The sequence below is a fragment of the Paenibacillus sp. CF095 genome (assembly GCF_900101225.1).
GTDB lineage: Bacteria > Bacillota > Bacilli > Paenibacillales > Paenibacillaceae > Paenibacillus.
In genome coordinates this window covers 2225692-2240057 of the sequence record NZ_FMZN01000001.1, presented here as the reverse complement: position 1 = coordinate 2240057, position 14366 = coordinate 2225692, and the positions used below count along the sequence as shown (strand labels likewise).

General features: G+C 44.9%; 14 protein-coding genes. 12 read left to right on the top strand and 2 right to left on the bottom strand.

Annotated elements, in window-relative coordinates; genetic code table 11:
• Window positions 1-24 precede the first annotated feature (24 nt).
• The 4 genes from BLS69_RS09715 (at window position 25) to BLS69_RS09700 (ending at window position 3959) form a co-directional block, all read left to right on the top strand.
• A complete protein-coding gene (locus tag BLS69_RS09715; protein ID WP_017688645.1) occupies window positions 25-1056 on the top strand; it encodes a zinc-dependent alcohol dehydrogenase in 1032 nt (343 codons plus the stop codon).
• Window positions 1057-1136: 80 nt separating this feature from the next.
• The gene (locus tag BLS69_RS09710) at window positions 1137-2381 is read left to right on the top strand and encodes an MFS transporter (RefSeq protein ID WP_091030860.1); all 1245 of its coding nucleotides are present in this window, start codon (window positions 1137-1139) and stop codon (window positions 2379-2381) included.
• Window positions 2382-2684: 303 nt separating this feature from the next.
• Window positions 2685-3278: a DUF1349 domain-containing protein gene (locus tag BLS69_RS09705; RefSeq protein ID WP_091030857.1), complete on the top strand. Its 594-nt coding sequence runs from the start codon at window positions 2685-2687 to the stop codon at window positions 3276-3278.
• Window positions 3279-3317: 39 nt separating this feature from the next.
• Window positions 3318-3959, top strand: a complete 642-nt coding sequence (locus tag BLS69_RS09700; protein ID WP_091030855.1) for an HAD family hydrolase — start codon at window positions 3318-3320, stop codon at window positions 3957-3959.
• Here the strand turns inward: BLS69_RS09700 and BLS69_RS09695 are convergent.
• Window positions 3956-4771 (bottom strand): AraC family transcriptional regulator, encoded by an 816-nt coding sequence (locus tag BLS69_RS09695; protein WP_091030852.1) that lies wholly within the window; start codon window positions 4769-4771, stop codon window positions 3956-3958. The genes BLS69_RS09700 and BLS69_RS09695 overlap by 4 nt on opposite strands.
• A 293-nt stretch (window positions 4772-5064) precedes the next feature.
• Between BLS69_RS09695 and BLS69_RS09690 the strand changes: the two genes are divergently transcribed.
• The 3 genes from BLS69_RS09690 (at window position 5065) to BLS69_RS09680 (ending at window position 7942) form a co-directional block, all read left to right on the top strand.
• Complete coding sequence (locus BLS69_RS09690) at window positions 5065-6207, top strand: NAD(P)/FAD-dependent oxidoreductase (protein ID WP_091030849.1); 1143 nt, start codon at window positions 5065-5067, stop codon at window positions 6205-6207.
• Window positions 6204-6491 (top strand): hypothetical protein, encoded by a 288-nt coding sequence (locus BLS69_RS09685; RefSeq protein ID WP_091030847.1) that lies wholly within the window; start codon window positions 6204-6206, stop codon window positions 6489-6491. Before BLS69_RS09690 ends, BLS69_RS09685 begins: the two co-directional genes overlap by 4 nt.
• A gap of 215 nt (window positions 6492-6706) precedes the next feature.
• Window positions 6707-7942, top strand: a complete 1236-nt coding sequence (locus BLS69_RS09680) for a cytochrome P450 (RefSeq protein ID WP_091030844.1) — start codon at window positions 6707-6709, stop codon at window positions 7940-7942.
• A 98-nt stretch (window positions 7943-8040) separates the two neighbouring features.
• Here BLS69_RS09680 and BLS69_RS09675 read toward each other — a convergent pair whose 3' ends face one another.
• Window positions 8041-9480, bottom strand: a complete 1440-nt coding sequence (locus BLS69_RS09675; protein WP_091034919.1) for a DHA2 family efflux MFS transporter permease subunit — start codon at window positions 9478-9480, stop codon at window positions 8041-8043.
• A gap of 282 nt (window positions 9481-9762) precedes the next feature.
• Here BLS69_RS09675 and BLS69_RS09670 point away from each other — a divergent pair, with 282 nt between their 5' ends.
• The 5 genes from BLS69_RS09670 to BLS69_RS09650 all read left to right on the top strand — a co-directional run bounded on the left by BLS69_RS09670 (window position 9763) and on the right by BLS69_RS09650 (window position 14311).
• A complete protein-coding gene (locus BLS69_RS09670) occupies window positions 9763-10368 on the top strand; it encodes a TetR/AcrR family transcriptional regulator (RefSeq protein WP_091030841.1) in 606 nt (201 codons plus the stop codon).
• 90 nt (window positions 10369-10458) lie between these two features.
• The gene (locus BLS69_RS09665; protein ID WP_091030838.1) at window positions 10459-10992 is read left to right on the top strand and encodes a GNAT family N-acetyltransferase; all 534 of its coding nucleotides are present in this window, start codon (window positions 10459-10461) and stop codon (window positions 10990-10992) included.
• A gap of 73 nt (window positions 10993-11065) precedes the next feature.
• Window positions 11066-11740, top strand: coding sequence for a response regulator transcription factor (locus tag BLS69_RS09660; RefSeq protein ID WP_091030836.1), 675 nt, complete (start codon window positions 11066-11068; stop codon window positions 11738-11740).
• Window positions 11737-13107: a sensor histidine kinase gene (locus BLS69_RS09655; RefSeq protein WP_091030833.1), complete on the top strand. Its 1371-nt coding sequence runs from the start codon at window positions 11737-11739 to the stop codon at window positions 13105-13107. The genes BLS69_RS09660 and BLS69_RS09655 overlap by 4 nt, the downstream gene beginning before the upstream one ends.
• A gap of 217 nt (window positions 13108-13324) precedes the next feature.
• The gene (locus BLS69_RS09650; protein ID WP_091030831.1) at window positions 13325-14311 is read left to right on the top strand and encodes an alpha/beta hydrolase; all 987 of its coding nucleotides are present in this window, start codon (window positions 13325-13327) and stop codon (window positions 14309-14311) included.
• The last annotated feature ends 55 nt before the right edge of the window (window positions 14312-14366 follow it).

The window sequence follows — 14366 nt, the reverse complement described above, 5'->3', positions numbered from 1 at the left end:
GACATCGACTAGGAGGAATATTCAATGAAAGCACTCGTATATCAGGATCTCAAACAGGTGACTTACCAGGAGATTGAGGAGCCAACCATTCAAAAGCCAAACCAGGTAAAAATTAAAATCTATGGTTCCGGCATCTGCGGTACAGATCTGAATATTGTCAAAGGCAAAGTGCCGGCGAATAAAGGAACGATCATTGGTCATGAAGGCGTAGGCACCGTGGTTGAGGTGGGCGACGAAGTTCGTGGTTTCAAGATCGGTGATCGGGTATTGGTTGATCCCACGCAATCTTGCGGTACCTGCTCATACTGCCGTGAGGGTCTGTTCATCTACTGCGAGAATTTTGATGACTATCAAGTAGGGATGACGACACACGGAACCTTTGCTGAATATTTTGTTGGGGACGAAAAGTATATCTATGCCATCCCGGATTCCATGAGTTGGGAAACGGCCATGATGATCGAACCACTAGGATGTGTACTTCAGACGTTCATGAAAGCAGGGACTAAGCCAAGCGACTCTGTGCTGGTCCTCGGTTCTGGTGCAATCGGTTCCCTGTGTCAGCTTGTGAGCAAACGGTTAGCAAGGCTTACTGTAGGCACGGAAGTTGATCCATACCGCAAAGAGTTCGCTTCAGGGATCGCGGATCATGTGTTCTATCCTCAGGATCTGACACTGGATAAAGTATACGAGATCAATAATAACAAAAAGTTTGATATTGTAGTGGATGCGGTTGGTAACCAGCTTCATGTAGGGTTTGAGCTGATTGCCAAAGGCGGCAAAATTATTCCTATGGGATATGACGACAGCTATGAGGTGACGTTCAAATCAACAGCCGTGATTAATGATGGCATTAGTATCATTGGCGCGGTTGCTAATCACTCGATGATCAGTACGGCACTGAAATTTGCCCAAAGTATCCCGGAACTGGAACAGATGGTGACAGCCAAGGAACTGCTGAGTGATTATGAACAGGCCTTTAATGGAACGATTGGTTATGACATGCACACTGGAGAGAAATTGCCGATGAATTCAGTCAAAACAGCTCTTATCCTATAAGCATGTAGACATTGGCTGGTTTGCCGCTGCGAAAAGTTGGAATTCGCAGCGGTGAAAACCGCAGAAGGAAGGGATATCGATTGAAATTGCTTCAAGATTTGCCGAAGAATCCACGCTACTCCATTTTACTCGAACCGGTATGGGCCATTCCGGGCACGATCGTTCTCTTCTACGCTCCTTTATATATGAAGGAAGCCGGACTTTCGGACATTGAAATCGGTTTAATCAATTCGGTGAATCTTTATTTTGCCTTTATCTTTCAATTGTTTGCGGGTTCCATCACAAATAAGCTGGGACGGAAACGAACAACGCTGATCTTTGATCTGCTTGCCTGGAGCGTTCCGATGTTCATCTGGGCTTTCTCCCAGAACTTCTGGCTGTTTCTAATCGCCTACTTGCTGAACGCAACCTCCAAGTTTGTAACGGTCGCTTTTAACTGTCTGATCATAGAGGATGTGGAGGAACACAAACGATCCAAAGTGTTTGCCATTCTCAACATGATTATTACAGGGGCTGGGGTACTTACGCCGATTGCCGGAGTTGTCATTGCTGATTTTGGTATTGTACCAACACTGGCCAGCATTTACTTTGTCGGGGGCATCCTCATGACCGCCATGTTTTTCATTCGTAACCGATACACGGATGAGACCGAGGTCGGCAAGGAACTTATGGGACTGCATAGTAAAACCCGCGTACTTCAGAGCTTGGGTTCCAGTCTGCGCCTGTTCGGCAAATCGTTCTACAAACGGAGACTTTTTCCGATTATTCTGATCACGGTGTTGTCCAATCTGATCTTGCAGCTGAACTTCTTTCAGGTCATTTTCTTCAAGGAACAGTTGAAATTTGATGACCGTGTCATTTCGTTTATCCCAGTAGTGACTGCGGTAACCGTCATGCTGCTCTATCTGGTCATCATTCCGCGACTGAAACGGCGTTCGGAAGAAAAGTATGTTGGTTTTTCCATCGTGCTTAGCACGGCCGGAGCCATTCTGTTTCTATTGATCCCTGTGGGGAATATAGGCATGCTGTTTCTCACGTTAATCGTGCTCGCTGCGGGTAACTTCATTTTGCAGACGTACCGGGACTCCCTATTGATGAACCGATTGGGTACGCACGAGAAAGCCGACATGTTCTCGGCTGTGCAGACGGTCATGACGCTGACAGCCATTCCATCCGGTTACCTGACGGGCCTGCTCTATCATCACAATCCAACCCTGTTGTTCAGTGTCATTCTTGGTCTATACATCGTACTCATGGTCATTATGTTCTTCCTGCCAGATCCGCAAAAGCACTCCCAAGTGCTGGAACCTTACAAAAATATGTAGAAAAAGGGGTTTACTGTATTTGGAGCGAATATGTAGTACAGAAAAAATGAGTAAATGCATGTTCAAAAAGAGCGGTTTTCAGTACCGAGAAGATGGGATGAAGCTAGAAATGGAGTAGCGGAGCGTAGGAAAACTACGTGAGCAACCGCAATGTTTCCGAAGGAAACATACTTCGTAAGCCCACACTTATTTCGGCTGAATGCCATATTCGATGCTGATGATGCCACTAGGCATCCTTAGTAATCAAAAGCGTACTTTTTGAACTACCGCTAGAACATATTTTAACTTGGGAGGCTACTAAAAATGACTAACGTAATGACAACAGAAGCGCGGAAGCAATGGAGTTGGATGAACGAGCCCGAAAGCTGGTCCTTTACAGATCAGGGAGGTGTGCTGGTGGAGGCAAATGCGGACACCGACTTTTTCCAGGACCCTGCGGGCAAGCACATTCGTGCAACTGCTCCTTTCTTGTTCATGCCTGTGCCTGGCGATTTTGAAATTACAACCCAATTAACCGTTGATATGAAAAATCAATACGATTCCGGATGTCTGATGGTGATGGCGGATGATCTTAACTGGTGCAAAATTTGTTTTGAGTATGATGGAAAAGTGCCTACCATCGTGTCGGTGGTGACACGTGATGGTTCATCCGATGATTGCAATTCGGTTGAAGTCTCCGTACCTAATCCTTATCTGCGTATACGCAAAGTAGAGGACTGCATATCATTCTTTTATTCACCCGATGGGGATGAGTGGAAACTAATTCGTTATTTCGGCATGCCGATACAAGGGGAACTTCGAGCTGGATTAGTTGTACAATCGCCAACTGGAACGGGCTGTACGTGTCACTTTTTATCTGTGAACGTTACTCATCCGGACTTGACCGCACGTTTCTAATCCGCTCCCCTGGCCGATCATTGGAGGGAGAACAGGTTCATGGTAAAAGCATTTATATTTGATTTTGATGGACTCATTGTGGATACAGAGACGCCCTGGTATTATGCATTTCGCGATATTTATGAAGAGCACGGCGTTGAACTTGGTCTGGAGCTTTGGTCGAAAAATGTGGGGACATCTTTTGAGGAGTTTCATCCATTTCTATATCTGGAGCAGGCGCTCCAAAAAAAGATAGATCATGATCATATAAAACTTCTCTCTGAACAGAAATACGAAGTCTATTTGGGACAGGCCGCCATTCTTCCGGGGGTGTATGAATTGCTTCAGTCTGCGAGGCAGAAGGGGATTCAGCTTGCGGTTGCTTCCAGCTCCACACGGGACTGGGTGCATGGTTACTTGCAGAAATTAGGCATTTTTGATTATTTCACAGTCGTTCATACATCCGAGGATGTGAAGCGAGTGAAACCGGACCCTGAACTGTACCTTCTTGCTCTCCAGAGTCTTGGGATCGAGGCTTCCGAAGCGATTGTGTTCGAAGACTCACCTAATGGCTTGAAGGCAGCCAATGCAGCAGGTATTCGTTGTATCATCGTGCCTAACGAGGTAACGCGTGGTCTGGAATTCGCCATGCATGAACTGCGGTTATCCTCGCTGGCCGAGATCGATATGGAGGCGCTTTAATCCAGATACTGCTTGCGTAGCTCGATAGGGGAGATCCCTTCGTATTTTTTGAACACTGATCCAAAGTAACTGGCACTGTTGAAACCAACAGCTTTGGCTATTTCATGAGCGGTTGTAGCGTCATTTTCGATGAGCATTTCCTTGGCTTTCAACAACCGATATCGCATCAGATACTCCAATGGAGTCATTTGAAATTCTTTTTTGAATATTCGATTGAGGTGCTGCTCGGTAACGTCCATCTGCTCAGCCAACATGGGGAGAGAAATATCCTGATGATAATTTTGTTTGATAAAAGTAATGAGTTCATCCAATCTTAATCGGGCATCAGAACGTTCGTAAGCACTATAGCGTTCACCTTCAATGGTTAATCTGACCAAAAGCATGTACAGTAATGCGGAGACGTGCCAGATTCGATCCTTGTGCCGGGACTGCAGCGCCAACGTAATTTCACGCAACAGGATATGAAGCATTCCATCCGGCTTGAAGGCGCGCAGCTCCCCGATCTGCAAGGTATGCAAGAACCGTGGCAACAAATAGCCATTGAAAGACAGACAATCAAATCGTAATGAATCACTCAGATTGTGGTAACGGTAGGTTACCTCCGGGAACAAAATGAGAGCGGTCCCTTTTTTGATCGAAAATTCATGATTCTTTGCTGCGATTCGCCCTGTTCCTCCGATGCACTGTACAATGCTGTAATCCCGTGAATGGTCGCTCCAATTCATCAATTCATCAACGGTCAACTGGTTTTGCCCTGTAATCATGAGCGGCATATCGGTATCCAGCGGATTCCCCATGCTAGGTTTCGGCATCGTCGTGTTATTCCTCTTTTCGTTAAAGGATCATGTGCGTAAGTGGCGTGGTTACAGAGTTAAAAGAAACCTAGAAAGAATTATATTACATAAATGGAATAATTTTAATTGAATGACGGACGATATATAAAACGTTTTCATATAAATGCTTCAACAATTATTTATTGGATGAATGAGTATGAACTGTAGTCTGATCAGCCTCTATATGGACCTTAAAGTACGCCTGCCTTGCCAACAGAATGCGAAACGTTATACGCTATAACGAATGAGTGATTAAAGAAAGGAATGCAAACATGAAGAAAGTCATCGTAGTTGGATCGGGTATTCTGGGGGCATCAACAGCCTATCAATTAGCCAAACATGGCGCAGAGGTCATCATCATAGACCGAAAAGATATAGGACAGGCAACGGATGCAGCTGCTGGGATCATCTGTCCATGGCTGTCACAGCGACGTAATCAGGACTGGTATCAGCTCGCCAAGGCTGGTGCGCGGTTCTATCCTGGCATCATAGCGGAGCTTGAAGGCGAAGGAGAAACGGAAACCGGTTATGCTCAAGTGGGCGCGCTTAGTATTCATACGGATGTGGACAAAATCAACAAGATGGAAGAACGGGCCCATCTTCGCAAAGCAGATGCACCGGAGATTGGCGACATTACACCTTTTGATGCCAAAGGAACCCGTGATCGTTTTCCTCTACTGGATGAACGTTATCAATCGGTACATATTAGCGGTGCTGCACGTATAGATGGACGCGCGCTGCGCGATGCATTAATCCGGTCTGCACAGCGAAATGGAGCGGAAGTGATCCATGGAGACGCCACACTTCAATTCGAAGCGGATCGGGTCATTGGTGTGGCTGTTAATGATCAAAGCTTTCTGGCAGATGAAGTCATTGTCTGTGCAGGTGCATGGGCCAATGCACTGCTGAAGCCACTTGGCATACACTTTAAAGTGCACTATCAAAAGGCTCAAATTATGCATCTACGTGTTACGGATGGGGAAGATACAGGCCGCTGGCCTGTGATTATGCCCCCGTCTGACCAATATCTACTGGCCTTTGATCAACAGAAGATTGTCATTGGAGCCACTCATGAAAATGATGTGGAAGGTTATGATACAAGAGTAACCGCAGGAGGTATGCAGGAGGTTTTGAATAAAGGCCTGGAACTGGCACCAGGTCTTGCAGACAGTACATTCAAGGAAGTACGAGTTGGGTTCCGTCCGTTCACACCTGGCTTTCTGCCAGTAATGGGGGCTGTCCCAGGCTGGCAAGGTCTGATTACAGCGAACGGACTTGGAGCCTCTGGATTGACCATGGGTCCTTTTATCGGGAGTCAACTGGCGAAACTAGCTATCGGCATGGAGCTGGATATCGATATTGAGCCCTATGCTGTTAGCAAAGCAATGGATGAAATTGAAAGAGGTGAACTATGACATATTCACAACGTTTATCCGATGGGGCGAATTCGTCCGACATCATATATCTGGAACATCAGATCGGTACAACGAAAGAAGAACTGCGCATAGCTTTGGAGAAACAAGAAACATACAAACGCGAATTGTCGGAATTGAAGTCAACACCAATCGGTAATGCATCGGAAGACAGTTCTGAAGAGCAAATTTTAATGGAGAAGGCACGCCACACGCAGAACTTGATTGAAACCTTGTCTGCACAGCTGGATCAGCTACAGGAAGCATTGGCGAAACTAGGCGATTGATCGGTATATATCGCTGATCTCTCTGAAACACCGACAGAAATAATATACGATACGTATAAAACGAAAACTCCTTATATTAAGGGGTTTTTCTGATTTAGTTCAAATGGTTTATATCAATAAATGAACGTATCGTATAAAATGGAATCGGGTGCTGAACTGTCAATTCAGGTACCCATGTAACCAATCACGAAACTATGCTGAGAGGTGGGTTCCAAATGTATAAAGAAGTGATACGCGTTGAGGACATCACGGGGTTTCAGTCCAGATCTGAAGAGTTTTTCCCACTTCACTGGTTTCGAAAAATGCTGTCCGAGCATCCTGTGTACTATCACGAAGATACAGACACCTGGAATGTGTTCAGATACGATGATGTGAAGCAGGTTCTGAGTAATCATGAGTATTTTTCAGCCGAAGGAACCCGGACAACCATTGCCGTTGGAGCAAAGAACAATGAAGGCACGCCTCCAGACAAATTAAACATATCAAGTATCGATCCTCCTCGTCATCAAAAAAGTCGTTCGTTGTTATCGGCTGCTTTTACACCGCGTAGCCTGAAGAACTGGGAGCCCCGCATTCGCAACATTGCAGAGCAGCTGGTAGCCGATATTGAGCCAAATACGACCATTGATATTGTTCAAGCGTTGGCTGCTCCGCTGCCTTCGATGGTTATGGCTGATCTGCTCGGTATCCCTCTCACAGACAGTCATCGCTTCAAGAACTGGGTAGATATTCTGTTTCAACCTACCAATCCGAAGACTGCTGAAGAGAGTGAACTGAAAAAACAAACTGCAGCGCAAGAGTACTATCAATTCCTGTACCCCATTGTGGTACACAAACGGACCCATCCTGGTGAGGATATCATTACCGATCTGTTAAACGTTGATGTTGAGGGGGAGAAGTTCACGGAGGATGAGGTTGTTCGCACGACCATGCTTCTGCTTGGAGCCGGTATAGAGACAACAAGCCATATGGTTTCAAATACGTTCTATTCCTTCCTCTACGATGACCCGAGCTTGTATGGCCAACTCAGGCAGAACCCCGAATGGGTTCCGCTCGCAGTGGAAGAAATGCTTCGTTATCGGTTCCATAATGCCAAGCGACATCGGACAGTGAAGCAGGATAATCAACTGCTCGGAGTGGATTTGAAAAAAGGAGATGTTGTCATCTCCTGGATGAGTGCAGCCAATATGGATGAACAGATATTTGAAGAGCCCTTTGAGCTGAATATTCATCGTCGTAATAACAAAAGACATCTTACCTTTGGTAATGGCCCACACTTTTGTCTAGGTGCCCCACTGGCAAGAATGGAACTCAGCATTGCCTTGACAGCATTTGTGGAGAAGATTGCTCGGATTGAACCGGTAGACTCCTTTGATTTGGAGAATAATCTGGCCACTTCAGCTCCGGGGCAGTCGTTGACCCATCTGCCAGTGAAGATCGTTGCGGAGTGAGAAGGAATCATACGGGATACGATCTAAAAAGCGGCAGATCAGACGTAGACGTCTTGATCTGCCGCTTTGTTATGCAAGCAAGTATGAAACTGGACACCTTAATTTGAATTCATAGAAACTTTTTGTCTTACCACCTGTTTGATTTCTTCCTCTTTGGCTTGTTTGGTACGTTTGATAAAGAAGGAAAGAACCAATCCCACAACAGCGATACCGATGATAACAACATAAGCATCATTGATACCCTGGATCATGGATTCTGTAGCAAGCTGTTTTTGACTGAGACCATTGGCTGCACCAGTCGCCATCATATCCTGTACATGTGCAGTTGTACGGGAGGTCATGACACTTACAAGCAATGAAGTACCTACAGCGCCAGCCACTTGTCTGACGGTGTTGGAGATAGCAGTACCGTGTGCACCAAGTCTTGGTGGCAGTTGGTTAAGCCCCGCAGTCTGAATCGGCATCATGAGCAGAGCCATACCAATTCGGCGGCCGGTTGACATTAATACCAGGTAACCATAACTGGTTGAATCCGTTAAGTCGATGAAACCAATTGTCGTCACGATGGTGATCACCATCCCGATTACAGCGAGCCATTTCGCTCCAAATCGGTCAAACAATTTTCCGGCTACTGGCATCAGGAAGCCCATGACAAGCGCACCCGGAAGGAGTAATAATCCGGACTCCAGTGCAGTGTAACCACGTGCGTTCTGGAGATACAAGGGAAGCAACATCATGTCAGCATACATGATCATTGTAATCGCGATACTGATGACCGTGGTCAGGGAGAACATGTTGTATTTGAAAGCCCGCAGATCAAGCAGCGGAGTTTCAGAAACGAGCTGACGCCATGTAAACAGAGCAAGGGCAACAATACCAGCCGCAATGCAGATAAGAACTTCTGCACTTGACCATCCCAGACTTCCTGCTCTGCTGAACCCGTAGAGCAATGCGCCAAATCCGATCGTGGACAGCACCACACTGATTGTGTCGAACTTTGTGTTGACCCGTTCGGATACATTCTTCAGGTATACAAACGCAAAGGCAATGACAATAAGAGTTAATGGAATCATGCCGTAGAACATCGTTTGCCAAGAGTAGTTCTCAAGGATATAACCGGCAAGGGTAGGCCCGATTGCAGGGGCAAAAATGATGGCAAAGCCAACCATACCCATCGCAGATCCTCGTTTTTCAGGAGCAAACAAAGTCAAAATAACGTGCATCAAGAGCGGCATGATAATGCCGGCGCCAGCTGCCTGAATCATACGTCCTGTCAGCAGTGTGCCAAAGTTATTTGCAAGAGCGGATACGATGGTACCAATCAGGAAAATAAACATGGAAGCTTGGAATAATTGCTTGGTTGAAAAGCGTTGCATGAAGTAGGCCGTAATGGGGATCAGCACTCCGTTCACCAGCATGTAACCTGTCGTTAACCATTGTGCTGTTGCGGCGGAGATATTAAAATCACCCATCAGTTCCGGTGTAGCGACACTCATAATCGTTTGATTCAACGTTGCAAGGAAGGCTCCCAAAATCATGATAAACAGGATGGGGCCTTTCTTTACGGATAATTCTTCTTGTACTCTAGCCTGACTCAATCCTTTTCATCCTTTCAATCCACGCGTGACTAAATTTACAACGTGTTGTATAGTTTACATTGTATTTATTGAATTATATACATATTCGGACAGATTACAATTTACGTTATGACGTGTTTTCGTCGTTTATTTTACAAATAAAATGAATTTGTTGTGTAAATCAAAAATAAACGACTGATCGTTTAAAATTGTAATGTTTAAAATTTGATAGGAGGGATACACGTGAAAGACGAGAAGAAATCAGCCGTGGACCCAAGAATATTGCGAACACGTCAGTTAATTCGAGGTGCATTTGTTGAATTGCTGCAGGAAATGGAAATTGAGAAGTTGTCAGTCAACAAAATTGCCGAACGAGCGACGATCAATCGGGTAACCTTCTACCTGCACTATCGTGATATTACGGATATGATGGAGAAGATGGCCGACGAGATGATTGAGCATATTGAACGTATCGTGGATGAATATGCCCCTCATTTTGAGAAGCATAGGACGGAAGAGGCTTGGCCTGTTTTGGTCAAGTTACTGGAGCATTTTGCAGAGAACGCCTCGTTTTATCAGGTCGTACTTGCTACAAAGCGCACACCGATTTTTACCGAACGACTGCTCAAATTGTTGAGTACGCTGGTCAAAGCCAAGATTGATCGGGTGGAGATGGAGGATGAACTGGAAGAGTCCGGCATTCACAAAGAAATCGCAATCTGGTACGGTTCTTCGGCCCTGATTGGTACCATTGTCGCCTGGCTGCGTAATGATATGCCTTATTCCCCGCATTTTCTGGCGAAACAATTCTCGTTGATTCGCTCGTACTCCTATAATGACCTGATATAATCAAAGTACAATCCGCTGACGGCAAACGGGGGGATATGACAGGGAAATTGCAGCCCATTTCACCTAATGTAATAGAGGAGGAATAATGTAATGAAATATAGTGCAGAACGTATCTATGTAAGATTTTGGAATGTGGAAGATGCCTCTTTGCTTCTGGATCTACAGATTCGTAACCGTACGGAAATCGAGAAAATCACAGCGAGTAATCGGGATGATTCTTTCTACAGCCTGGAAGGGCAAAGGTCACTTATTGAGAGCTGGAACAAGAAGAGAGAAGAAGGAAATCGCTATTCTTTTGGACTTTTTCTACATACAACGGATGAACTCGTCGGTGAAATTTCTTTGTTCAAGATCATATTGGATTCTACCCCAAAATGGATCGTTGGTTATGTGACGGATATTCTACATCAAGGAAAAGGGTATATGAGCGAAGCCCTGCAATGTGTGCTGGAGTTTGCCAAACACGAAACTGAAATTACTCGAATCGAAGCTGGCGCTGTACCTGATAATACAGGCTCCATCCGTGTCCTTCAAAAAGCAGGATTCAAGGAGAATGGGTCACAGCCTGTGCCAATCCAGGGAATGTTGAAAGAACATACGATGTTTGCTGTGGACTTACTATAAGCACGATGTTTTACTATTTACTATAGAAGTTGAACTATATATTTAAACGTAACGGAGAGGACAGAAAAAAACTATGGCTACTATACTCGTTGCAGACGACGATGCGAACATTCGCGAACTCGTTTGTTTATTTCTAAAAAACGATGGATTCACAACGGTGGAAGCTGCCGACGGTAAGGAAGCTCTCACCGTGTATGGCGAAACTCCAGTGGATCTGGTTGTGCTTGATATTATGATGCCTGTTATGGACGGTTGGGCACTGTGCAAGGAACTCCGAAGAGCCAATCCCGACCTCCCGCTACTCATGTTGACCGCGAGAGGAGAGACTTGGGAGAAAGTGAAAGGATTCGAATTGGGGACGGATGATTATTTGACCAAACCGTTTGATCCATTGGAGCTAACCGCTCGTGTCCGAGCATTGCTGAAACGATACAAAATTGGTTCTACACACACAATCCAGTTTGGCAACGTCATTCTGGATCGTCAGACGTATAAGGTGACAAGAGGTACGGAGTCGCTTACGTTACCACTTAAGGAGTTTGAATTATTGTATAAACTTGCTGGAACACCGGGACAAGTCTACACACGTGAGCAGTTGATTGATCAGATATGGGGTATTGATTACGCCGGAGATGATCGAACGATAGACGTACATATTAAGCGCCTGCGCGAACGATTCGCGACTACACCTGATTTTCGGATTGAAACGGTGCGTGGGCTAGGATACAGACTTGAGGTCCATGAATGATCCGATCCATATATATTCGTGTGGTCCTGACCTTTCTGGGGTCTGTCATCGCTGGTACGGTCATTTCATTTTTTGTGTCTACCTGGATATTTGAGGACAAATTGAACCAAAACGCTCAAATTAACTTGCGTAATTTTGGCCAAGACGTTGTGCAGATTTATAAGACCCTGCCTTTACGTGAAGCGGACTTGTATGTAAGTGGAATGAAGCAGCTCAATTCCTATCATATCCGAATTTACGAAGCTTCCGGTCAGTTCGAGTCTTACGGAAAACTTAACGGACATAAGTCTGCTGCTGTGACGAGTGAGCAACTAAAGAAAGTATTAGCTGGGGGCGTTGTTCAAGATACGAGGGATGGGATCGCTACGGTGATTTTAGGGTTGCCTTTGAAAACGGAGATGGGAACCAAAGCGATGTTTTTGGAAACACTCTCACCTCCCTCAGCCACGTTTGTGGTCAAGTGGGGCTTGATCTTTGCAATCAGTTCGTTGATGACAGGAAGTTTGTTAATCCTGGTTGCTTCTGTATATCTGGTGAGACCGATCAAGAAGTTGACCCAAGCAACCAAACGAATTGCAGCTGGAGATTTCAACGTCAAGTTGAACATTAAGCAAACGACTGAGATTGGTACGTTGGCTCGCAGCTTTGAAGAAATGATGCATGATCTGAAGCAGTTGGAGCAGATGCGCAGGGAATTTGTTACAAATGTTTCACACGAGGTTCAGTCTCCGCTCACCTCGATATCCGGTTACGCTTCGGCACTGAAGCAAGTAAACCTCTCAGAACAAGAGCGAAACCGTTACCTGGATATTATCATCTCTGAAGCAAAACGAATGTCCAAAATGAGCGATAGCCTGCTCAAGCTGAGTTTGCTTGAATCGCAGTCACAGCAACTAAGGCTCAATTCCTTAAGCCTTGATGAACAGATCCGGCGGGTCATTGTGGCACTTCAGCCGCAATGGTCTGCGCGCAACATTCATTTCGAGCTTGATTTGGAGAACGTGAAGGTAACGGCTGATCACGACCAGTTAAATCAGGTATGGACAAACATCATAGGAAATAGCATCAAGTTTTCCAAGGATGGCGGTATGATTAAAGTCCGTATCGAAGAGGATTTCAAAAATGTGACTGTTCGAATATCCGACACGGGCATTGGAATTCCCCTGGAAGACCAGAAACGTATATTCGACCGCTTTTTCAAGGCAGATCGTTCCCACAGTCGTAAATACGACGGGAGTGGTATGGGACTAGCAATCGTTAAACAGATCGTATCGCTTCATCAGGGTGACATCGGAGTGGAAAGCGAACCTGGTCAAGGTACGACCTTTATTATCACGTTGCCCATCCATCCACCAACGGATAGTTAGGCTCACAGGATAGGTGAATGAATTAGAATATCCACGGAGTATTTAAACCGAATTTTTATGCCATGTGTAACATGCAAGCTTCCTTGTATGTTACTACATGGCATTTTTTTTGCTTGTTCATATTCCGTTCATATTAAGGTCATTGGGAGTACATTTTTGTTAGTTAGGCTTGAATTAGCGGCCTGTTAGGCCAATATACAGATGAGGATAGGAGCAGATGAATGTGAATCAACATGTAGAGAAAGAAGTACAGAGTAAAAGCAAAATAAAGAAAGTGTTAAACATCTTGTTTAAAGTGTTTGCCGCAATCGTTATCGTAATCCTACTTTTTGTAGCTACCGTGTATACCGTTAACAAAATCAGCAGTTATTCGGAGCAAAAAAGAATGGAACCATATGGTCAACATGTATCCGTAGACGGGAAAAATATGAATGTGTTTATTCAAGGCAAAGGCGAGGAAACGATTGTGCTTCTGCCGGGTTTTGGAACAGCGTCACCTGCACTTGATTTTAAGCCACTTATTTCAGAACTATCCCCCTATTATAAAGTCGTTGTGGTTGAACCTTTTGGTTATGGATTGAGTGATCAGACTGACAAGGAACGCAGCACAGCAAATATCGTCAGTGAAATCCACGAAGCGCTGCAAAGTCTACATATTGATCGGTATATCTTAATGGGTCATTCCATTTCAGGGCTCTATAGTCTGGACTATGTGAACAAATATGCAGATGAAGTAAGTGCATATGTTGGGCTGGACACCAGTGTTCCAGCGATTAGTGAACAGAAGGTTGAAGCATCAGAAATCGTACCGATTACATGGTACCGTAACTTGGGTTTCCCGCGTTTGCAATTAAAAATGAGTGATGATCCATATGCTGGGCTACCGTATGATGAACAAACCAAAGAACAATTGAACATTTTGATACAAAAGAACATGTTTAATTCAACTCAATTAAACGAGATTGTAAGCATGTATTCCAACTTTAAAGCAGCTGAACAGCAAACGTTGCCTGTTAATCTCCCGGTTCTTTTCTTTGTTCAAAAGAATCATCCGGTAGCGGAGAATTGGGTTCCTGAACATGAGAAGTTAATAGAGAATTCTGTGCGTGGTGAAGTGATGCTACTCGAAGCAAATCATTATTTATACCGTTCCCATGCCAAAGAAATCGCTGAAAAATTCAGGAGTTTTATGACACAGCAATAAATATTGATTGACTTATTCATATTCAGTTCATATTGACGTCACGGGGAGTACATTT

What these genes read in the sequence shown, in the direction of transcription:
- BLS69_RS09685 (WP_091030847.1), top strand. Translation starts at nt 6,204, where the DNA reads ATGACATATTCACAACGTTTATCCGATGGGGCGAATTCGTCCGACATC.
- BLS69_RS09675 (WP_091034919.1), bottom strand. Translation starts at nt 9,480, where the DNA reads ATGATTTTGGGAGCCTTCCTTGCAACGTTGAATCAAACGATTATGAGT.
- BLS69_RS09665 (WP_091030838.1), top strand. Translation starts at nt 10,459, where the DNA reads ATGAAATATAGTGCAGAACGTATCTATGTAAGATTTTGGAATGTGGAA.
- BLS69_RS09660 (WP_091030836.1), top strand. Translation starts at nt 11,066, where the DNA reads ATGGCTACTATACTCGTTGCAGACGACGATGCGAACATTCGCGAACTC.
- BLS69_RS09695 (WP_091030852.1), bottom strand. Translation starts at nt 4,771, where the DNA reads ATGCCGAAACCTAGCATGGGGAATCCGCTGGATACCGATATGCCGCTC.
- BLS69_RS09650 (WP_091030831.1), top strand. Translation starts at nt 13,325, where the DNA reads ATGAATGTGAATCAACATGTAGAGAAAGAAGTACAGAGTAAAAGCAAA.
- BLS69_RS09690 (WP_091030849.1), top strand. Translation starts at nt 5,065, where the DNA reads ATGAAGAAAGTCATCGTAGTTGGATCGGGTATTCTGGGGGCATCAACA.
- BLS69_RS09700 (WP_091030855.1), top strand. Translation starts at nt 3,318, where the DNA reads ATGGTAAAAGCATTTATATTTGATTTTGATGGACTCATTGTGGATACA.
- BLS69_RS09680 (WP_091030844.1), top strand. Translation starts at nt 6,707, where the DNA reads ATGTATAAAGAAGTGATACGCGTTGAGGACATCACGGGGTTTCAGTCC.
- BLS69_RS09655 (WP_091030833.1), top strand. Translation starts at nt 11,737, where the DNA reads ATGATCCGATCCATATATATTCGTGTGGTCCTGACCTTTCTGGGGTCT.
- BLS69_RS09705 (WP_091030857.1), top strand. Translation starts at nt 2,685, where the DNA reads ATGACTAACGTAATGACAACAGAAGCGCGGAAGCAATGGAGTTGGATG.
- BLS69_RS09715 (WP_017688645.1), top strand. Translation starts at nt 25, where the DNA reads ATGAAAGCACTCGTATATCAGGATCTCAAACAGGTGACTTACCAGGAG.